Origin of the sequence: Candidatus Leptofilum sp., from assembly GCF_965223525.1 — a bacterium.
Taxonomy (GTDB): Bacteria; Chloroflexota; Anaerolineae; order Promineifilales; family Promineifilaceae; genus Leptofilum.
On sequence record NZ_CBDCWX010000004.1, the window covers coordinates 504,933 to 525,047 of the forward strand.

General features: G+C 51.0%; 20 protein-coding genes, 1 tRNA gene and 1 other annotated feature (1 of these 22 cut by a window edge). Of the genes, 15 read left to right on the plus strand and 6 right to left on the minus strand.

Features of this window, described 5'->3' with window-relative positions; genetic code table 11:
• Positions 1 to 5: 5 nt before the first annotated feature.
• The gene (locus ACOQPM_RS02365; protein ID WP_420627621.1) at positions 6 to 866 is read right to left on the minus strand and encodes a hypothetical protein; all 861 of its coding nucleotides are present in this window, start codon (positions 864 to 866) and stop codon (positions 6 to 8) included.
• 192 nt (positions 867 to 1,058) lie between these two features.
• Positions 1,059 to 1,892, minus strand: a complete 834-nt coding sequence (locus ACOQPM_RS02370; RefSeq protein ID WP_420627622.1) for an IS982 family transposase — start codon at positions 1,890 to 1,892, stop codon at positions 1,059 to 1,061.
• A gap of 286 nt (positions 1,893 to 2,178) precedes the next feature.
• Between ACOQPM_RS02370 and ACOQPM_RS02375 the strand changes: the two genes are divergently transcribed.
• The 4 genes from ACOQPM_RS02375 to ACOQPM_RS02390 are packed head-to-tail and all read left to right on the plus strand — an operon-like array spanning position 2,179 to position 5,227.
• Positions 2,179 to 2,868 (plus strand): TetR/AcrR family transcriptional regulator, encoded by a 690-nt coding sequence (locus ACOQPM_RS02375; protein ID WP_420627623.1) that lies wholly within the window; start codon positions 2,179 to 2,181, stop codon positions 2,866 to 2,868.
• A 7-nt stretch (positions 2,869 to 2,875) separates the two neighbouring features.
• Positions 2,876 to 3,739: an ATP-binding cassette domain-containing protein gene (locus ACOQPM_RS02380; RefSeq protein ID WP_420627624.1), complete on the plus strand. Its 864-nt coding sequence runs from the start codon at positions 2,876 to 2,878 to the stop codon at positions 3,737 to 3,739.
• The gene (locus ACOQPM_RS02385; RefSeq protein ID WP_420627625.1) at positions 3,736 to 4,461 is read left to right on the plus strand and encodes a hypothetical protein; all 726 of its coding nucleotides are present in this window, start codon (positions 3,736 to 3,738) and stop codon (positions 4,459 to 4,461) included. Before ACOQPM_RS02380 ends, ACOQPM_RS02385 begins: the two co-directional genes overlap by 4 nt.
• A gap of 4 nt (positions 4,462 to 4,465) precedes the next feature.
• Complete coding sequence (locus ACOQPM_RS02390; protein WP_420627626.1) at positions 4,466 to 5,227, plus strand: hypothetical protein; 762 nt, start codon at positions 4,466 to 4,468, stop codon at positions 5,225 to 5,227.
• Between the two features lie 38 nt (positions 5,228 to 5,265).
• On the opposite strand, the gene ACOQPM_RS02395 is transcribed toward ACOQPM_RS02390, so the two are convergent.
• Together ACOQPM_RS02395 and ACOQPM_RS02400 are read right to left on the minus strand one after the other, a co-directional pair.
• A complete protein-coding gene (locus tag ACOQPM_RS02395) occupies positions 5,266 to 6,342 on the minus strand; it encodes a hypothetical protein (RefSeq protein WP_420627627.1) in 1,077 nt (358 codons plus the stop codon).
• 137 nt (positions 6,343 to 6,479) lie between these two features.
• Complete coding sequence (locus ACOQPM_RS02400) at positions 6,480 to 6,725, minus strand: hypothetical protein (RefSeq protein ID WP_420627628.1); 246 nt, start codon at positions 6,723 to 6,725, stop codon at positions 6,480 to 6,482.
• 88 nt (positions 6,726 to 6,813) lie between these two features.
• Here ACOQPM_RS02400 and ACOQPM_RS02405 point away from each other — a divergent pair, with 88 nt between their 5' ends.
• The 7 genes from ACOQPM_RS02405 (at position 6,814) to ACOQPM_RS02435 (ending at position 14,820) form a co-directional block, all read left to right on the plus strand.
• On the plus strand, positions 6,814 to 9,096 hold the full coding sequence (locus tag ACOQPM_RS02405) for a DUF389 domain-containing protein (RefSeq protein ID WP_420627629.1): 2,283 nt from the start codon (positions 6,814 to 6,816) through the stop codon (positions 9,094 to 9,096).
• 46 nt (positions 9,097 to 9,142) lie between these two features.
• Positions 9,143 to 9,215 (plus strand) — tRNA-Lys (locus ACOQPM_RS02410).
• Between the two features lie 56 nt (positions 9,216 to 9,271).
• Positions 9,272 to 9,781 carry a shikimate kinase gene (locus ACOQPM_RS02415; RefSeq protein WP_420627630.1) on the plus strand — a complete coding sequence of 170 codons (510 nt, stop codon included), beginning with the start codon at positions 9,272 to 9,274 and terminating at the stop codon, positions 9,779 to 9,781.
• A gap of 118 nt (positions 9,782 to 9,899) precedes the next feature.
• Positions 9,900 to 10,973 carry a 3-dehydroquinate synthase gene (gene aroB / locus ACOQPM_RS02420; protein WP_420627631.1) on the plus strand — a complete coding sequence of 358 codons (1,074 nt, stop codon included), beginning with the start codon at positions 9,900 to 9,902 and terminating at the stop codon, positions 10,971 to 10,973.
• 187 nt (positions 10,974 to 11,160) lie between these two features.
• A complete protein-coding gene (greA, locus tag ACOQPM_RS02425) occupies positions 11,161 to 11,646 on the plus strand; it encodes a transcription elongation factor GreA (protein ID WP_420627632.1) in 486 nt (161 codons plus the stop codon).
• Positions 11,647 to 11,811: 165 nt separating this feature from the next.
• Positions 11,812 to 13,341, plus strand: a complete 1,530-nt coding sequence (lysS, locus tag ACOQPM_RS02430) for a lysine--tRNA ligase (protein ID WP_420627633.1) — start codon at positions 11,812 to 11,814, stop codon at positions 13,339 to 13,341.
• Between the two features lie 153 nt (positions 13,342 to 13,494).
• Positions 13,495 to 14,820, plus strand: coding sequence for a cytochrome P450 (locus tag ACOQPM_RS02435; RefSeq protein ID WP_420627634.1), 1,326 nt, complete (start codon positions 13,495 to 13,497; stop codon positions 14,818 to 14,820).
• Positions 14,821 to 14,889: 69 nt separating this feature from the next.
• Here ACOQPM_RS02435 and ACOQPM_RS02440 read toward each other — a convergent pair whose 3' ends face one another.
• Entirely contained in the window at positions 14,890 to 15,771 is an 882-nt protein-coding gene (locus ACOQPM_RS02440) for a bile acid:sodium symporter family protein (protein ID WP_420627635.1), read from the minus strand.
• A gap of 279 nt (positions 15,772 to 16,050) precedes the next feature.
• Between ACOQPM_RS02440 and ACOQPM_RS02445 the strand changes: the two genes are divergently transcribed.
• Positions 16,051 to 16,479, plus strand: a complete 429-nt coding sequence (locus ACOQPM_RS02445) for a VOC family protein (protein WP_420627636.1) — start codon at positions 16,051 to 16,053, stop codon at positions 16,477 to 16,479.
• Between the two features lie 49 nt (positions 16,480 to 16,528).
• Here the strand turns inward: ACOQPM_RS02445 and ACOQPM_RS02450 are convergent, their stop codons facing one another.
• Positions 16,529 to 16,840: a hypothetical protein gene (locus tag ACOQPM_RS02450; RefSeq protein ID WP_420627637.1), complete on the minus strand. Its 312-nt coding sequence runs from the start codon at positions 16,838 to 16,840 to the stop codon at positions 16,529 to 16,531.
• A gap of 49 nt (positions 16,841 to 16,889) precedes the next feature.
• Here ACOQPM_RS02450 and ACOQPM_RS02455 point away from each other — a divergent pair, with 49 nt between their 5' ends.
• The 3 genes from ACOQPM_RS02455 to ACOQPM_RS02465 all read left to right on the plus strand — a co-directional run bounded on the left by ACOQPM_RS02455 (position 16,890) and on the right by ACOQPM_RS02465 (position 19,936).
• Positions 16,890 to 18,557, plus strand: coding sequence for a WD40 repeat domain-containing protein (locus ACOQPM_RS02455; RefSeq protein ID WP_420627638.1), 1,668 nt, complete (start codon positions 16,890 to 16,892; stop codon positions 18,555 to 18,557).
• 94 nt (positions 18,558 to 18,651) lie between these two features.
• Positions 18,652 to 18,810 (plus strand): hypothetical protein, encoded by a 159-nt coding sequence (locus tag ACOQPM_RS02460; protein WP_420627639.1) that lies wholly within the window; start codon positions 18,652 to 18,654, stop codon positions 18,808 to 18,810.
• Between the two features lie 256 nt (positions 18,811 to 19,066).
• Complete coding sequence (locus tag ACOQPM_RS02465; protein WP_420627640.1) at positions 19,067 to 19,936, plus strand: GNAT family N-acetyltransferase; 870 nt, start codon at positions 19,067 to 19,069, stop codon at positions 19,934 to 19,936.
• Positions 19,937 to 20,056: 120 nt separating this feature from the next.
• Positions 20,057 to 20,115 (plus strand) — a binding site (T-box leader) (it continues 146 nt past the right edge of the window).

The following is a 20,115-nucleotide window of genomic DNA, read 5'->3' on the forward strand; positions in this document are numbered from 1 at the left end:
TAGTCCTATCTATTTTGATCAAGTAAATCCTCAAGCCGCCAGAGATTATTGTGCTTTTTCACACTTTCTATAGCTATAATTTTGGCATTTTGTAAAGCTGCCAGATACCTGGTTCGATAAGTACCCAGATAATAATCATAGACTGTAGCTACTAGTGTTTCCCAAGATTTTTGAGGTGACGAAATTTCAGACACAAAATCTGCAAGTTCTTGTTTATTTATTTCTTCCCTTACAATAATTACGAATTCAGGGGTTTGACCTAGTTTTCGACTATTAAATCCCTTATCATCTATATTGTTTAAGTGAAAAGGGATGATCATATCTGCTTGTGTGGTTTCCAAGTGCCTGAATCGTAGTTTTCTTTTGTATTCGTCTTTAAAAATTAAATGGGGGAATTCGTCATTGCTACAGATGCCGATGCTATTGTTGATTGAAACATTTACGCATGCTCTCCATTCTCGTTCATGTGTCCAATCGGGATATGTTGGGTATCTAAAATGGCAAAATAGATATTTATCTTCTGAATCGAGTCTTTGTAGTAAATCTCTGTCCCCATAAAGAACAGGACGTCCTCCGTAAAAGTAGATTGTCTTTTTGGGAATAGCAATACCCCATTGTCTCTCTGCATATCGGGAATTTGCTTCAATTGATTGTAAATAATTACCAATAGGCGTTTCGCTAAAGCAGACAGCTCTTTTTTCACGAATAGTAGGGGAAGCATATGTTTCCCCTTCTGGCAATCTGGGAGCCGCTGTCGCAATGAAGAAGCCTGATCGGATGATTGCCCAAAAGGTATCCTCTTTTGTCCAATGAATTAGATATTTCGAAATATCTGTCCTTGCTCCGCGAATTTTATCTAAACTCATTCGCTCGTCACCGTCGGTTGTGCCATTTCGGCACAATGTTGAGATTCAGACATTTTTTATCCGCGTCATCTGCGTTTATCTGCGCCCCACTCCTTAAACAAACAGCGGTTCCATTTTGATGGTTTGCATTTTGGTGGTGATGGTGGCTTGAGAAACAACCGTACCATCTGTTTAAGGTTTGTTAATACTAACTCAAGTTGCTACCTTAAAAATATGGCTGACACTCTCAGCCAGAACAAATAATGCGATTTTCAGCTCAAAGCCTGCGGCTGTGACTGCATGAATGCTCCTCGGCATCCTGCGTGCAATGGATGACCCTGTCGTCTCCACAATCTTGCGATGCAGTTTTATCCAATAAGTGCGCCACGGTGGATACGGCCGTTTGCTGTTTTTCTTGCGTACAGGACATAGTTTCACCTGTCTTGTCTCATTGATTAAGTCTTCCATGGCATAATCATTGTAGATTTTGTCTGCATAGATTTCTGAACCCGTCGGTAGGTCAAACTGAAAGGAGCGCAGGTGAGTCACATCGCTTTCAGAACCCGGTGTTAGGAAGAACTCAACTGGTTGACCCTGACTGGTGACCATCAAATGTAGTTTGAGTCCATAGAAGTAGCGGCGTTTGCTCGCAATCTTGCCGCGATACTTCTCTTCTCGATAGAGACGACAGCGGCGAATGCGCCAATTGTCACACACCACAATAGGAAAGGTATCGATCACGTAAATCGAATCGCTACTGACCCCTTTCCAGTGGGCGCCCAACATCTCGATAAAGGTCACGATGTAATGGCTCACTCGATGCAGACGACGTGAATACCGACTTTTGCTCAACATGGTTGGTATGTAGCCGCCTTGATGCAAGAAGGCACGGGCAAGTTCATAATTGCCGCTAAAAAACAGAGCAGCCACGATTGCTGTGGTGATGACCTCGGAATCGTTCATGCGGCATTGACTGTTTTCATGATGACCTAAACCAAGCAAAAGGTCGTTAACCAGCGTGTAAATCGCTACAATTTGTTCGTCCATGATTGTCCTCGTAAAAATGGTTTGGTGGTTCAAACCCACTTTACTTGGCTTTCATGGACTTCACCATTTTTGACTGTTAAGGTAGCAACTTAGGTTAATACTAATATTATGCTGTCAACTCTCGGCATTATATCCTTTTCTTGGGTGGGAGGATAAGTCAAACCACATGCTTAGGACATGATATTTGCCAGTAATTTGGGCGATTGCACACAAAACAGTTGACAAGGCAGCAAAATCGAGATAACATTTTGACCAATATTGGCAAATTGGTCATTCGGTCAACAATATGACAAAATCTGAAAACGAAGAAAGACGTCAACGCATTTTGGACGTAGCTGCGAACCTCATCGTTCATTACGGCTACGACAAAACCACCGTGAGCGACATTGCCCGTGAGGCGGGCATTAGCAAAGGTGCCATCTACCTCCATTTTGATAGCAAGGAAGCTTTGTTTGAAGGGTTAATTGTGCGGGAGATGGAACGGTATACGGCCGTTTGGCTCAGTCGCCTGGAAGCAGATGAACAAGGCGGAACCATCGGCAGCATGTACAAAAACAGCCTGTATGCCATGAACAGCAGCCCCTTCATCTCTGCCCTGTTTCGGCAAGATTCTCGCGTGTTTGGCAACTACGTTCGCAAACCGGGTAACTTTTTCCAAACCTTCCGTCAGCAGCAGGCCGAATCTACCCGCACCGTGTTCATCAAGATGATGCAAGATGCAGGCGCCATTCGGCAAGATTTAGACGCCAAAGTGGTGGCGCATGTGATGGATATGCTGGCCTACGGTTTGGTCGGTTTGGAGGAGGTGCTGCCCAAAGAGAGTTTCCCGCCAATTGAGGAAGTCATTGAAGCAATTGCCACCATCATGAACGATGCGCTTACCCTCAAAGATGGCAATCACGAGGCAGGCAAAACCATTGTGAACCAGCTTGTAGATGCAGGCCGCCAGCAGCTAGAAACGATGCAACAGGAGTGAAATGAGAATGATAACTGTTCAGAACCTAACTTACACATATCCCGGAGCCAATGAGGAGACGCTACATGGCCTCAACTTTGACATTGCCGAGGGAGAAATTTTTGGTTTTTTGGGGCCGTCTGGCGCAGGTAAATCAACCACGCAAAACATTCTCATTGGGCTGTTGAAGCATTTTAGCGGCAGGGTACAGCTTATGGGGCGCAGCGTGGCGGATTGGGGACACGATTTGTATGAGCAGATTGGCGTCTCGTTTGAGCTGCCCAACCATTACCTGAAGCTGACGGCATTAGAAAACCTAAACCATTTTGGCTCGCTTTACAGCGGCCAGACGCACGATCCGCTGGAGCTGCTGAGCTGGGTGGATTTGCAGGATGATGCGGGCAAAAAGGTGGCCGAATTTAGCAAGGGGATGAAGGTGAGGCTGAATGTGGCACGCAGCCTAATTCATCAGCCTAAAATGCTCTTTTTGGATGAGCCAACCAGTGGGCTAGACCCGGTGAATGCCCGAAAAATTAAGGATTTGATTTTGCGGCTGCGGCAGCAAGGTACGACGGTATTTGTGACGACGCACAATATGAGCGTGGCGGATGAGCTGTGTGACCGAGTAGCATTTATTACCGGGGGCAACCTCTCCGTGATTGATGCGCCAGCAGCATTGAAGCAGCAATATGGCAAGCGGGAGGTGCTGGTAGCCTACCGCAATGGGGCGGAAGCAATTGAAGAGCAAACCTTCGCCCTGGATGGCCTAGGGCATGATCAGGCATTTATTCAGCTTTTGCAAACGGCCGTTCGCCTGGAAACGATCCACACCCAAGAAACCACATTGGAAAATATCTTCATTCAGGTGACTGGGCAGGAGTTAAGCGCATGAGCCGACTCCTTTCAACGATGAAGACGGATGTAGTGGTGCAGGTTCGCACCAATTTGTACACCATTGGGGTAGTGGCCGGGGTGATTACGGCCGTTGTCCTCTCACAGTTGGCTAGCCCAGACCAGATGGTATCGCTAGTGCCAACGCTGATGCTGTTGGTAGTGGGCGGCTCTACGCTGCTGTACGTGGCGGCGATGATTTTGTTTGAGAAGGATGAAGGAACCCTGTGGGCGATGATTGTCTCTCCGGTACGGCCGTCTGAATACCTCTGGTCAAAAATCATCACCCTAACCGCGCTGGCAACCTTTGAGTCGGTGGTGATGATTGCAGGAACGATGCTAATTATGCAATTTACCGGGGGTATCTCGCTACCAAACATTCCCTTGCTACTTTTGGGCATTGTGGCCATTGGCATTTTGTACACGCTCACGGGCATTGTCCTGGTAGTGCGCTACACGTCCATCACCGACTTTTTGTTGCCGATGGCGGCCATTGCCGTTATTTTGCAGCTACCGTTTTTGTACTTCTTGGGGTGGGTGGAGCATTGGCTTTTGCTGCTTATCCCTACCAGCGCCCCGACGATGTTGATGGTGGGTGCGTATCGGCCGTTGGCTGGCTGGGAGTGGGCATATGGTTTGGTGGGAACGGCCGTACTAATCGTCGGCCTCACCATCTGGGCATATCGTGCGTTTCAGACGCACATTATCGAAAAGGTAGGGTAGCATCATGATCATGACAGAACTGGTAACCAAATTAGGACGCAACGATGCCAAACTGATTGGCCGAGATAGCTTCCTAATCTTCATGTTTGTCTACGCTGCCATCATTGCCCTGGTGCTGCGCGTCGGGATGCCCTGGTTAAACAACTACCTGATTGACGCTGGCATTATGCCCGGTGACAACATTCCAATTCGCCTGGCAGATGTCTTCCCCATGCTGATGGCTTACTTTGCCATGTTTGCTGGTTCCTTGTTAGTAGGTACAGTTTTCGGCTTCATGCTGCTCGACGAAAAAGACCAAAATACTTTGCGAGCCATGCTGATAACACCTGTTCCGCTTAACAAATATGTGGCCTACCGGATCGGGATGTCTACCGTTTTTGGTTTTGTAATTGTCTTAGGAATGTTTTTGATTATCAATCAGGCTGTGTTGCCACTGTGGCAAATGATTCTGATCGCTGCGGGGAGTTCGTTAGCAGCCCCCATCGTCACTCTCTTTTTCGCAGTCTTTGCGGAAAACAAGGTGCAAGGCTTCGCCTACTCCAAATTTGTGGGCATCTCTGGCATGTTTATCATGTTTGGCTGGTTCATTCCCGCTCCGTGGCAATGGTTGTGTGGTGTCTTCCCACCGTTTTGGGTGGCCAAAGCGTACTGGTTGGCGCTGGATGGCAGCAGTTGGTGGTGGCTGGTTTTGCTGGTGGGGATTGTGCTGGAACTGGCAATGATTGCCTGGTTTATCCGCCGCTTTAACACGGTGGCCTACCGCTAAAACAGTTTTCTTATGGCGCGGAAAGAATCCGCGGCTACTCACTCCTGCTCTGCAAATGCTTTTTGCAATGGCTCCGTGCCAAGCTGCTGCACCAAAAAGTGGGCGATGGTTGCTTTTTGGTTTGTAGTGTTCGCTTCGGGATCGGGCTGAGCAGCTTCACGCACATATTGAATGGCTTTCTCGGTTGTGAACAATTTTTCTGCCAGAGCGACCATTTCTGGTAGGCTGTAAGTTTCTACAAGCTGCCAAATGAGCTTGTCGGTGCTGGATGGCTTGCTCATTGTCATGGCTTCGGGGCTGAGGTTTTGCATGGCTTGGGTGAGTAGGAGTTCTACATACGCCTGCCCACCATTTTCCAAAATCATGAGGGCGATGCTGGATTTGGCGAAGTTTTCTGGTGCTTTGGGGTCTAGCAGCTTCTCTAGGTCTGATTTGCGCTGCTCTTCCTGCTCACGGCTGAGCGTGGCGCGGGCGGTGATGGTGTACCAGGCGATGTCGTACAGTTCGGCCATGGAGGGGTAATAGTCTAGTAGGCGGGTTACGGCCGTTCGCCTATTATTCATCAACTCCAGATCAATTTGGGTACGGGCCAGGTTCTGGAATTGATCATACAGCCAGCCCAGATTCAAAGCGACTTCACCCTCTTGCCCATCATCCCCAATGCGCTTGGCCAGCACAAACCGAGTGCGAATAATTGCCTGAAAGCCCACGCCGACGCTTAGAATTTGCAGACTCGGGTTCATCTCGGTCATTGTGACGCGCACCACGACCAGGGCAATCATGGCAGCAACCACGTTAACCGCCACTAAAATCCACGCCCACCGCGTCCGCAACGCCTCGCGTGGGTACGTTTGGAAGGTGGAGACCAATTCCGCAATGGCGACGGTTGCCCCCAACAGACCAACCAAAATGTAGGGCGAGATGCGCGCCATGAAATTATAGACATTGCTTTGGGTCGGTTCTACCCAAGCGGGCGTTGTCTCAGTGATAGGAAAAACGATGATGGTGATAAGCGCAGCCAGTAGCAGAAAAAAGATGGTTGCACCAACTTTCATGCGGCGGGTAATTTTTGTGCGACGACCAAAGGTGATCTCTTCTGGTGGGGTGGTAGCCATTGGGAATGTCCGGTTGTGGGGGTAAATAAAATTTGCCGCGAACCACGCGAATTTTTGCGAATCATCCTACTGTTTCGCGCTAATTCGTTGAAATTCGCGGCCAAAAAGGTTTTCTGCGTAACGTGTATTGAGTGAGCTTAGGTCAGGCTGCCGTTGAGGTAAACGCGCGCCTCAGTTGTGATAGCAACCAGCATCCCGTCGGGACTGTTAGTGTCATCCCGCAGCAAAACAAAGCCTGCGCTGGACAAATCGCGCAGTACTGATAACGTTTTGCCGGGCAGCGTCCACGTTTCGGCCGCGACTTCGCTAGGGCTCATGGCACCTCGCTTGGCTAAGGTTTGCAACATTTTGCGTTCTTCTTCTTCTAGCTCAAACCGTTTCATCTGGTTGCTCCTGTAAAACTGATGTGTTCATTATAGCATAAATTGTGCTGCATTTGGTTCGCGGTTTCTTTCAAAAAGTAACGGCCGTTTGCTATACTTACACCCCATGCAGCTTATTGACGGCCAGCTTCCCGACGAAAAATTGTGGCGCGCCCTGGTAATTTTAACCCCAAAAGAGGCGTTAGGCCGCGCTTGGCAGCTTGCCCTGGCGCTGGCTCGTGCCAATGGGGGGCAGCTCATTGCAGGCATCTACCTGCCAGATATGAATCCGGCTGCCCTCAAAGCTGCCCGTGTCCAGGCCGAACAAATCAAAGCGCTAGACCCAGAAGCAACCGACATCATCGTTTTGCAGATGACATCCCCAAACTTTGATCGTGCCCTGGCGCAGTTTGTCAACGAGGCGGCCATAGATTTGCTCGTAGCGCATCTAGATGGGCCGATTGCGTTTAATTTGAACCGCGTCTCATGTGCAGTGGCGGCAATTCGTGGCGATCATGAAGAAGTGATTGGGGAAACGGCCGTTACGCTCAACGACGAATTGGACCACATCATCATCCCCACTGCTGGTGGCCCCAACACGGCCCATGCCCTCACCTTTTTGTTGCCGCTGACAAATAAAGTGAAGGTAACGGCCGTTTACATTGCCCAAGAATATTTGCAAAACCAGGAAGCCCTGGGCCATGCTCGATTGCGTCAGCTCATGCAGTTTGTGGATGCCAACGACCGCATCGAAACCAAAGTTGTTACCGCATCCTCCGTGACGGCAGGCATCACTGATTTGGCCAAAAATGAGTGCGATATGGTCATAATTGGTGCCAGCCAGGAAAGCTCCATTGACAAGATTTTATTTGGTGACATTCCCGCGGCCGTGGTGCGTCAAAGCAAAAAACCAGTTGTTATCGTGCGGCAGCCACGCAGCCGCTTCGGAAGCTGGTGGGACAACGCCGCCTGGCGATTGCGCCAATATTTGCCGCGCATGGAGCTACGAGACCGCGTCGAAGCGTACACTCGCATTCGGCGCAGTGCTCGCCCCGACCTCGATTATTATATGCTCATCTCACTTTCCACCATTATTGCGGCGCTGGGGTTAATCATTAATAGTCCAGCAGTTGTCATTGGTGCTATGTTGGTTGCGCCGCTAATGTCGCCAATGGTAGGCACTGGCTTGGCGGTGGTTTTGGGCGACGCCCGTTTTATCCGGCTCTCGCTGGGAGCAGTGATTCGCGGAATGCTTTTGGCGATTGGCTTTGGCGCATTGGTGGGCTTTCTCAGTATCAATCAGCCCGCCACGTCAGAATTGCTGGCACGCACCCAACCCACGCTCATTGACCTGGGCATTGCCCTGTTTTCAGGTTTGGCTGGGGGGTACGCTTTGGCACGTTCTGATGCGGCCGGGGCATTGCCCGGCGTGGCCATTGCCGCCGCCCTGGTACCGCCGCTGGCTACCGTGGGCATCTCGCTCACGGCTGGGCGGTACAATCATGCCTTTGGAGCGATGCTGCTCTTTTCGGCCAACTTTGTCTCGATTAGCTCTGCTACAGCCCTCATGTTCCTCATTTTGGGCTTTCGACCTACCGTAAATCAGAAGTCGCGGCGGGAGGTGCAGGCGCGTAGCGGCCGGGTGGCGCTCATTTCGCTGGGCGTGGTGATTGCGCTCATTTCGGGATTTACCTACCAATTGGCACAGGAGCAGGCACGCCTGACGCGGATTTACGAGGTGGTGGAAGTAAAGCTGGATGAGGTAGCTGGTGCGACGCTAGATAGAACACCAGAGGCAACTTTTGAAGGAGATTTGCTTACGCTAGACATCACGGCGCGTTCAACATCGCCATTGCCGCACCGGATAGTAGAAGAGTTGCAAACAGCCATCGGTGCCACCTTGAAGGATGAGGGAATTTTGGAAAGCGTGGCGCTGACGCTGGAAGTGATTGAGGTAACGAAGCTAGACCCGGAGATACCGCCCACGCTAACGCCCACCCCCACGCCTACGCTCACATTCACGCCGGGGCCAACACCAACCGCCACGCCAACATCAACTTTTACGCCAACGCCGCAGCCAACGGCAACCGCCACAGCTACCGCGACGGTGTTGCCAACTGAAACGCCCACGCAAACGCCTACGGCAACGCCCACCTTTACCCCAACTGCCACGCCAACCGCTACGCCGCGAACGGCCGTTATCACCTACCCCTTTGGCACCAATTTGCGGCTAGAACCCCGGCTGGATGCACCAGTGCTGGCGGTTTTGTCTGTTGATACGATTGTGGTATTGCTGGATGGCAACGCAACGGCCGATGGTTTCACCTGGCAAGAGGTATTTCTGGATGGTCAGGTGGGCTGGCTTTCAGCCGAGTTCTTGCAAGAGCGATAGTTGATTTTACACTAGAATTTTGTATAATTCCGTCCGCCCTAAACACGGCCCTGTAGCTCAATTGGCAGAGCAACTGACTCTTAATCAGCAGGTTGAAGGTTCGAGTCCTTCCAGGGTCACTTTTTATAAGACCGCTCTTCATGAGCGGCTTTTTGTTTGCAAGATGAGATGAGAGTTGGCAATAAAAAATAACATCATCCTCACGGGCTTTATGGGTACGGGTAAAACCACTGTGGGTAAATTGCTGGCGCAGCGGCTGCAACGGCCGTTCACCGACACCGACGCGTTCATTGTGGAGCGAGACGGCCGTTCCATTGCCCAAATCTTTGCCGAAGACGGAGAAGAAACGTTCCGCAACTGGGAGCGCACCGTATCGCTGGAGCTGGCGCAGCAGCAGGGACTCATCATTGCCACGGGCGGGCGGCTGATGCTGGACAAGGAAAATGCGGAGGCGTTGGCTGCGTCGGGGCCGGTGTTTTGCCTAACGGCCGTTCCCGAAACCATCTTGGCGCGGGTGCAGGATGATGAGAAACGACCATTGCTCAACGTGCCCAGCCCGGCTGAACGAATCGCCCAATTGTTGGAAATGCGCCGTAGTGGATACGGCCGTTTCCCCCAAATTAGCACCGATGGCAAAACGGCCGCACAAGTTGCCGATGAAATTGTTTTAGCGGTTGGTGATTAGTGGCTACTTTTCTTTGTGCAACAGTGAGAATAGAACGCAGATTTGCCTGATTCACCTGATTTAAGCATTTTTTCAGGGAAATCAGGATGATCAGCGTTCTCTTTACAGGACAGCAACTGTGAAATTAGATCCAATTTACCTCCTCGTCACCCATCCCACTGGCCAGTATGACGTGCTGGTCGGGGCAGGGTTGCTGCCAAATTTGGCAGACCTGGCTCAGATTCGCGGGCCAATCGCCCTCATCACCGACAGCAACGTGGGGCCGCTGCACGCCGATCGGCTGGGGGGTGTAGCCTGCACGGTCACCATCCCCGCCGGGGAGCAGCACAAAACATTGGCAACCGTCCAAACCGTCTACGACCAGCTACTCGTGGCTGGCATTGATCGGCAAGCAACAATTGTAGCGCTGGGCGGCGGCGTAGTGGGAGACGTGGCCGGTTTTGTGGCTGCCACCTACATGCGCGGGGTTGCCTTTGTGCAATGCCCCACCAGCCTGCTGGCAATGGTGGATGCCAGCGTGGGGGGCAAAACGGGCGTGGATATGCCGCAGGGTAAAAATTTGGTAGGCGCATTCAAACAGCCAACGGCCGTTCTCGCCGACGTTTCCACCCTGCAAACCTTGCCACCCGAAGAGTTCGCTGCAGGCATGGCCGAAGTAGTGAAGCATGGGCTGATTAGCAATCCTGAATTATTTGGGAGACTAGAGACTGGAGACTGGAGACTAACTCACCAATCTCCAATCTCCAGTCTCCAGTCTCTTGTTGCCACCGCCATCAAGGTTAAACGAGACGTGGTGCAGGAAGACCCATTTGAACAGGGGCGACGCGCCACGTTGAACCTGGGGCACACCTTTGGCCACGCCATTGAGCAGGTGAGTGGCTACCGTGTGCGGCACGGCGAGGGTGTGGCGATGGGATTGGTGGCTGCGGCCAACCTCTCGGCGCGGCTGGAACATTGCGACCCAGCAATGCAAGGGCGTATTGAGAATGCTTTGCAGGCGCAGGGGCTGCCCACGCGCATCCCAGCAGAATTTGAGGCAAACGCCATCTACCAAGCCATGTTCTCTGACAAGAAAAAAGCAGCAGGCAAGCTGCGCTTCATTTTGCTGCGTGATGTGGGGGATGTGTTTGTGACGGCAGCGGCGACAGAAAATGAGGTGTTGGCTAGTGTAACGGCCGTACAATTCACCTAAATTGCCTCTTTACAATAGGACTGTTTTTGATATAATTTCCCGCCTGACGACCATAATACACTCCTTGCCGCTGTTTACAGCGGTTTTTGCCGTCTTAGGATGATGTGCTGAAAATTTATTTTCTACAGATTGTTGGTCTCAGGTAAAAAAAATCTTTCGAGCCTAGGGGCTCGTTCAGGGGTAAACAATGACATTAATGAAACCTCACTTATTAACAGAAGCAGGTTTAGACAAACTCACAAGGGAATTAGAGCATCTGCGTACCGAAGGGCGAGAAAAGGTGGCCGATCGGCTGCACCGCGCCTTTCAGGACGGGCAAGATGATGATTTTGTGGAAAATGCCGAACTGGAAGCCGCCCGCAACGAACAGGCATTTCTGGAAGGGCGCATTCAGGAATTGGAAGACATTCTGAAAAATTACCAAATCATTGATGACAACGGTGGCTCACCGGATGTTGTCAATGTTGGCGACTGGATAACAGTTAGCGAAGAAGGGTATGACGACGAAGAGCGGTACCATTTGGTTGGCGCTGCCGAAGCTGATCCCGCTGCGGGGCGCATTTCTAACGAGAGTCCGTTGGGCGTGGCCTTGCTGGGCAAGAAGGTTGGCGAAGTGGTGCGTGTGAACGCACCCAACGGGGTTTTAGAATTCCGCGTCGTTAAGATTGGGTAACATCGGCAGGCGTTACCCGGTACGATTGTGATTTTTTTGAAGCCCGTGGAGAACACGGGCTTTTTTGATGATTGACAATGTAGGGGCGAGGCAGTTAGGGAAGCAGATGGTTTGGCAAAATCAATTTGTCTACCAACTGCCTCACCCTTACCCAAGGAGAAGGGCATGTCTTGGGAACCTACACCGCTGGAAGAAAAACGATTAGCAAAAATTGATCAGCTGCGTGAAGCGGGCATTGAGCCGTATCCGCTGCGGGTGGATCGCACCCACACCAGCGCCGAGGCGATTGCCGCCTTTGAAACGGCCGAATCCACCGAGGCCGACGACGCACCAGGAATTGAGGCCACATTGTGCGGCCGTATCGTGAGCAGCCGCGACATGGGCAAGACGGTTTTTGCCCACATTGAAGATGGATACGGCCGTATCCAACTGTTCGTGCGCCGCCAAGCCATCGGTGAGGAGTCCCATCAAATTTTCCGCAAACTGCTCGATTTGGGCGACTTTGTACAAGCGACTGGCACCTTGTTCCGCACGCGCACCGGTGAAGTGAGCCTGCGCGTCAGCGAATGGAAGATGCTGGCTAAAGCCGTCAGCCCGCTGCCGGTGGTGAAAGAGCAGGAAGTAGACGGCGAAATTGTGCGCCACAACGCCTTCAGCGACGTGGAAGAACGCTACCGCCAGCGGTATGCCGATCTGGCCGTGAACCCAGAAGTGCGCGAGATATTCAAAACCCGCGCCAAAGTTATCTCCGCCCTGCGTCGCTACTTTGAAGAACACGACTTTTTAGAGGTGGAAACCCCGGTTTTACAACCTTTGTATGGGGGTGCTGCGGCACGGCCGTTTACTACCCACCACAACCAGCTCAAGCAAGAACTGTACCTGCGAATCTCCTTTGAACTGTACCTGAAACGACTGCTCGTTGGCGGCATTGAGCGCGTCTACGAAATTGGGCGCGACTTCCGCAATGAGGGTGTTAGCTTCAAACACAACCCAGAATTTACGATGCTGGAGTTTTATGCCGCTTACTGGGATTACCATAACGTCATGGACTTCACCGAAGGCATGGTGAAGTACGTTGCTGAACATGTGCTAGGTAAGCCAGAAATTACGTATCAGGGGCAAACCATCAGCCTGGGCGAAAATTGGCCCCGCATTACGATGCGTGACGCCATTAAGCGATTTGCCGAAATTGATTACATGGAGCATCCCGACGCCCCCGGTCTGGCCAACGCCATCCGCGAGGCGGGCGGGCATGCGCCCATCGGGGCGAGTTGGGGCAAGCTAATTGATGGCCTCTTTGGTGACTTTGTGGAGCCAAAGCTCATCCAACCCACCATCATCACTACTTACCCCCGCGACATTTCGCCGCTGGCCAAAGCAATCCCTGGCGATCCAAGGCATGTGGAGCGATTTGAATTTTTCATTGCGGGCATGGAAATGGGCAACGCCTTCACTGAGCTAAACGATCCGCTGGATCAGCAAAAGCGGTTTGAAGATTTGCAAAAAATGTACGCCCAGGACGAGGACGAGCTAAACCCCATTGACGAAGATTACCTGCGAGCGATGCGTTACGGAATGCCACCCAATGGCGGCTTTGGCGTCGGCGTGGATCGGCTAGTGATGCTCATGGCCGACAAAGCCACCATCCGCGAGGTGCTCCTCTTCCCCCACCTCCGCGAGCGCGACGAGGGATAACGAAAGAAAAACTGCCCGGTGACAAAACGAACCGGGCTTTTTTCTTGGGTTTTCGATTCTCGTTCGGGTATGATATGGGCAACTTTTATTGGAGAATTAGCGGCTAGTTGTGAGCGAGACGGCCGTAAAATATTTGTGTATCTTTGAGAAAAAATGAATATAAAACTTAGTGGTATCAGTGAACAGAAGCTGAAAAAAGCTCCTTTTTTTTCGGGCGGGGCACGGGAGCTGGTGCGGGCGCCGCATCGCTTTTTCTTGCAGCTTACCCGCGACTATGGTGACGTGGTGCAGTACCGCGCCACGCCAGAATCAGCCTTTTTGCTCAACCATCCTGACTTTGTGAAGCATATTTTGGTGAGCAACGGCCGTAACTACAATAAAGACACCCACCTCAACAAATATATGCTCCAGGCCGTGACCGGGCAGGGGCTGCTTACCAGCGAAAACCCGCTCTGGCGCAAGCAGCGCCGCCTCATCCAGCCCTTTTTCCATCGCCGTTATTTGGCTAACTTTGCCGATTTAATGGTCGCGGCCACGGATGAAACGCTAGCCAGGCTAGATCGTTACGCTAGCCAAAATGAGCCATTTGATATGGCTAACGAGATGATGACGCTTACCCTCAACATCGTTTCCCGCGCCCTGTTTGGCTACGACACAGATGCCCAAGCCGAGCAAATTGGCGAGGCGGTCAATACGCTCATCGAAATTGCCAAACCCAAGCGCAAACGCTTTCAGGAAACGCTCAAGGTGCTGGATGCCATTGTTTTTGACATCATTCAGCGACGGCGGCAACGGCCGCACGCCGAACAACACGATTTGCTGGACATGCTTATTCAAGCCCGCTATGAGGACAGCGGCGAGGGCATGAGTGACCAGCAAATTCGGGATGAGGTGATGTCGTTGCTCATTGCCGGGCATGAAACGACGGCCAACACGCTGGGCTGGCTGTGGTATTTGCTGGCGCAGCAGCCAGCAGTTGTCAGTCAGATTGAAGCGGAGTTGGAAGCGGTTTTGAACGGCCGTACCGTCACCGTTGCCGATTTCCCCCAATTACTTTACTGTGACAAAGTCATCAAAGAGGCGATGCGCCTCTACCCGTCGGCCTGGTCAATTAGCCGCCGGGCATTGGTGGATGATGAAATTGGCGGCTACGAAATCCCCAAGGGAGCCATTGTAGCCGTTAGCCCGTACACGCTGCATCGCCACCCCACATTTTGGCCAGAACCAGAAAAGTTCGATCCTGAACGCTTTACGCCGGAGCAAGAAGCTGCTCGGCATCGTTACGCCTACATCCCCTTTGGCGCAGGTGCCCGCAAATGTATTGGCGACCAGTTTGCCCTGATGGAAAGCATTATTATTTTGCCCACGACCTTGCAGCGGTTCCGCCTCCAGCTTGTTCCCGACCATCCCATCGATGAACATGCCCTGGTGACGCTGCGCGCTAGACAGGGCATTTTGATGACGGCCACAGTACGCTAGAGAGAAAACCTCCCACAGGTTCTGTTTGCAACTGTTTTCTGGAAAAACCTGCGGGAGGTTGACTATAGCCTATCCCGCCACTGCTGAAGGTTCGGTGCGGTTGTGCGTCATCCAAAAGGCAAATGCAAAGCCAGTCAGCAGCATCCACATTCCATAAAGCCCAGGAATAATCGCCATGTCGCCGCTGCCAAAAATGGAGAGGGCGACGGTAATCGCAATTGTAGAATTTTGTAACCCCATCTCAATGGCAATCGTAATTGACTGGAGCTTATTGATGCCTACCAGCTTGGATAGGCCGTATCCAATGAGCAACGCGGCAATATTTAGCACGATGAATGCCAGCGCGAAACGCGGCCCATCCGTTAAGATGGTGTCCCAATTTTGAATGACCAGCACGATGATAATGAGCAAAAGAAAAAGGCCGGAGAAGATTTTGGAGCCATTTTTGACGCGTTCGCAAAATTCAGGTCGGTAGCGACGAATTAACATGCCAACTATCACCGGAACCAGCGTTAATCCGGCCACCTGGATCATCACCTCACCGATGGGGAAGGTGATACTTTGGGTACTATCCCCAACCGTGCGAAAAGCAATATCCATCAAAAATGGGAGCGTAAGCCAAACCAGTGAGCTAGAGATGGCGGTGAGTGAGACAGATAGAGCCCGATCTGCCTCGGCTGCATGAACGATGAGGTTGGAGGTTGTGCCGCCAGGAGAGGCAGCCAGCAAGATGATGCTGAGAGCAAAAATTGGCTCCAGCGGGAACAGATAAACGATGATAAAGCCTACGAGGGGCAGCAACATAATCTGGCACAGCAATCCCACGCCAATCTGCTTCGGTTCAGACAGTACACGGCGAAAATCAGCCACTGTCAGGGTCATTCCCAGCGTCACCATGATGATAAAAATGGCTAACGGCAGAATAACTTCAGACACCACATTTGCTTCCATTTTTACGCCTCCAGGTCAATGATCTGCTTCAATTTGGTTTGTTTGCGCGGCTACCCCATCTATATGTTATGGAAATGGAGCGGTTGACCAACACGGCCGTTCACATAAAATAACACCCGTGTGTTGATAAGGTTACATTCCTTCACTGCCCACCACCATGAATGAAAAACGTATTGCGTGTTGCGTATTGCGTCAACTTCTACGCAACACGCAATATGTACTGAGTGAAAATTAACAGATTTCATAATTCATCCTTCATAATTCTCCGAGGAGTCAGCTATGAACCAAGCCATCATTCATATTGCCCTCGTTGTGCGCGATTACGACGAGGCCATTGCTTTTTACACCGAGAAGCTCAACTTTACCCTCATCGAAGACACTTACCAGCCAGAGCAGGACAAACGCTGGGTGGTGGTGGCTCCGCCTGGCTCCAGCGGCACCACGCTGCTGCTGGCTCGCGCTTCCAAACCAGAGCAAGAGCCATTTGTAGGCAACCAAACCGGCGGGCGCGTTTTCCTCTTCCTGCACACCGACGATTTTTGGCGCGATTACAACGAGATGGTAGCCAAAGGCGTTACCTTTGTGCGTGAACCAAAAGAGGCAGAGTACGGCACCGTCGCTGTGTTTGCCGATTTGTACGGCAATCTCTGGGATTTGCTTCAACTAAAGGACGGCCATCCTGTACGGCAAAGAATTGATGAAAGTTGATGGGCAAATCACATAGCAATCGTTTGTTGATGGATGAGGAATCCATAAATTACGCGGTATAATTAAGGGAAAGGAGTCGCAATCGTGAAATCTTTTCCTCTTGTTTGTCTTGTTTTTGCTTGCTAATTGCCTGTTCGGAACCGCCTGTACAAACTCCGGTGCCAACATTGGTAAATACGGAGGTTGCTGCTGTTACGGCAACGGCCGTTCCCACCCTAACATCCTCACCACCAACCAATACGCCCTCGCCAACACCCACGGCAACAGCCACTTTGCCCCCGACCCAAACCCCAACCCCATCACCCACACTGGTGCCTGTTTTGAGCGGAACGGCCGTACCACAACCAGAATCCGCCATCATACCCGAAAACGTGAGCCAGGTAACTGAACTAGCCCGCTGGGGGCGTGGGGTGATTCAAGACGTTCGGTTTTCGGATGATGGTCAGGAGATTTTTGTACGCACCGAGTTGGGTGTTTTTACCCACAATGCTGACTTAGCGATGCTTGGTCAGGATTTCACACTTGATTCTGTAGATGAACATTTCAATAATGACAACCCTGAGCTGCCGTCAGATTTTACCAGGGAAATTGTAGCTTTTTCGCCTGACAAAACATTGTTGGCTGTAAATGATGATAACATTGTCACCATTTATCGCTGGCCTTCGCTAGAGATTGTTAGCACTGTTATTCCAAGCGAAACTACAACCATGGATGACCAAAATCGTCACGATTTCAGTAGAAAAGTCAGTGCTCTGACTTTTTCCCCAGACGCGGCCATTTTAGCTGTCGGTATGCAGCCAACAGCTTATGTGACACAGGGCGGTAGTGCGATTGAGCTGTTTCAAGTCAGTAATGGAGAAATGATTCTTCAATTGCCTCAAAGCAATAATGATGATTTTGCCTCAGATTTTGATTGTGATGGAATACATTTGGCTGAACCATCTGGGCCAGCGTTCGTTGAGAAAATTAGCTTCTCGCCGGACGGTCGTTTCTTGGCTGCAAGTTTCAGCTATTGGTCAGATTTTGCCCCAACGCGAACAAGGCTGTATCGGGTGGAGGATGGTGCTTTCATCCATGAATTTGATCCGGGCATTGAAAGCATTGCCTTTTCCCCAGATAGTCAAATGCTGGTCACAGGTTTACCAGAGGGGCTTGTTCAATTGTGGGGCGTAAACGCAGTTGCTTTGTTACAAACTGCCGCTGGTTATGAAGCCATGACGACTGAATTAAAATTCAGCAAGGATGGACAATATTTGGCAGCCAAGTCTGATGTCGGCATCAACCTTTATCAAACCTCAGATGGCTCAATTGCCGCCGATTTTCCTTCAGCCACAGCTCTATCATTTTCTGATTTGGATAAAACTTATGCCATTGGTTATGCTGATGGAACAGTCGAGTGGCGTTCACTTGACGGAAACCAGATTTTGAACAGCGCCCAGGCGCATTCTGGAAAGGTGTTTGGCCTTGAGTTTGTGGCACAAAGTGATGAGCTATTATCAAGCGGTGCTGATTGCCGTTGGGCGATGTGGCAGAGCGGTACTCTCGTGCAATCATTACCTCCTTACCTCTCGCCGAGCATTTGGGCTGATACACCAGCCGGGCCAACAGGCATGCGCTATATTTCCAGTTTAGGAGATAGCGGGGCCGTCGCTTTGACACTATCCAACTTTCCTTCTGATTTTCGTGAACACCCCGAGTTTGTATTGTTTCATCTGGCAGATGGTGAATTTATTGAGGTTACTGATGATTTTCCAGCCTATTTTGACGCGGTTGTTTTCTCTGAAAACGGTCGTTACCTGGTGCTGGATGGCCCTTTGTCTGTTTGGAAACTGAATGATGACCTCTCTTACTTACCTATTTGGATTTCGCAGCAATTTGCGTCACCGAATCTGGTTTTTTCTGCTGATGCACAGCTCCTTGTTGCCGAAAATCAACTTTTTCTGGCTGAAAGCGGCGAGTTTGCGGCGACATTGCCTTACGGTGAGACTGAATTTTCCAGCGTGGTTTTTTCAGAAGACGGCCGTTTTCTGGCAGTTGCTACCGTTGATGGACTGATTCATTTGTGGGGGATTCCGTAAGGCGTTTGGGGCTTGCCACTTGTGCTAAATCTATTCATCATTTTTATGCCCTACACTTCTTGTCAAAACTTCTTTTCGTGATACGTTCCACTTTATGACATCAATCAAAACAACTTTAGAACCACCGGACGTGCCCGTGGTGGAGCGGGACGGCCGTATCGTCGAACAAGGCATCCATGAAGATTTGTTGACCCAGGCGCGCCTCTACCGCAAACTGTACGAACGTCAATTCGTCAATGACGAACGGGTGTAAAATGTAGGGGTAGACCCCTGTGTCTACCCAAATTTGGGCAGGACCGCCGGGGGATGAATCACCCCGGCTAGTTGTGAAAAGCCCCTGCGGGGCTTCCATAATCTAGTATTGCGATTTGCAAATATGCAACACGTTATTATGTCAATCGCAATACTTAAACAGTCCGAGAAGTAACTTTTCAAAACATGGTAAGGACTTCTCCAGGACTGTACTAGCTTGCCCATTTATGGGCGGGCGGACGATGCGGGATTTCACAATGAAAGTCAAATTATTTAAGAATACAACTGATTTTTTGAATGTGGTGCTCGATTATTTGGAAGCGCAGGAAGTGCTGAATGGTCTCATGTTGGGTATTGTGTTTCGGCTCAGCCAGAGCCCAACCCGGCGGCGAAATCGGCCGTTTTTGGCAGTGGTGGAAGACGGCAGCGAATTGGTCGGGGCGGCTGTCATGACCCCGCCACGCAAGATGGTGCTGTACAGCCATTGGGACGACTGCCAGCCAGTGGTCAAGGCGTTGCAGGGCGCGATGGCAGGCCGTTGGACGGTGCCTGCGGTGCTGGGGCCAGCCAATGTGGCCGATGCGTGGGCAAAAATGTGGGAGCGAGAGAACGGCCGTTCCCCCAAGCCAGGCATGATGCAGCGTGTCTTTGAACTGCGGCAGGTGCAGCCCCTCAATTTGCCACCCGGCACCCTGCGCCCGGCCAATGCCGATGATTTTGAGCGCACGGTAGCGTGGATTCAAGGTTTCCACCAAGATGCGAATATTCAGGATGATTTAGAGTCAGCAGAGCTTTTAGCACGAGGCAAAATCCAGAATGGTGACCTGTTTGTATGGGAAAATGAAGTGGGGGAGGTGGTGACAATGGCCTCCAAAGCGCGTCCAACCCGACACGGTATCTCAGTTTCATTGGTTTACACGCCTGCTGAATTACGTGGTCGCGGCTACGCTACCGCCTGCGTCGCCACGCTCAGCCAGAAGCTGTTGAACGATGGCTATCAGTTTTGCACGCTCTTCACAGATTTGAGCAACCCTGTCTCCAACCACATTTATGAGAAGATAGGGTATACGGCCGTTGCTGACTTCCACGAATATTATTTTGACGATAGTGTTTTGAAACACGAATAACACGAATGAACGAATGACACGAATAAAGAAAAAATTTGTGATATTCGTCCCATTCGTGATGATTTTTTGTGAAGTTGACGGCAGTTTCCCGCCCAGCTATAATGCCCCACAACAAGATACACAACGACGATGACAGAGACGAGTATGGCTGTCACAATCCCCAGAGAGTTCGCGGGTGG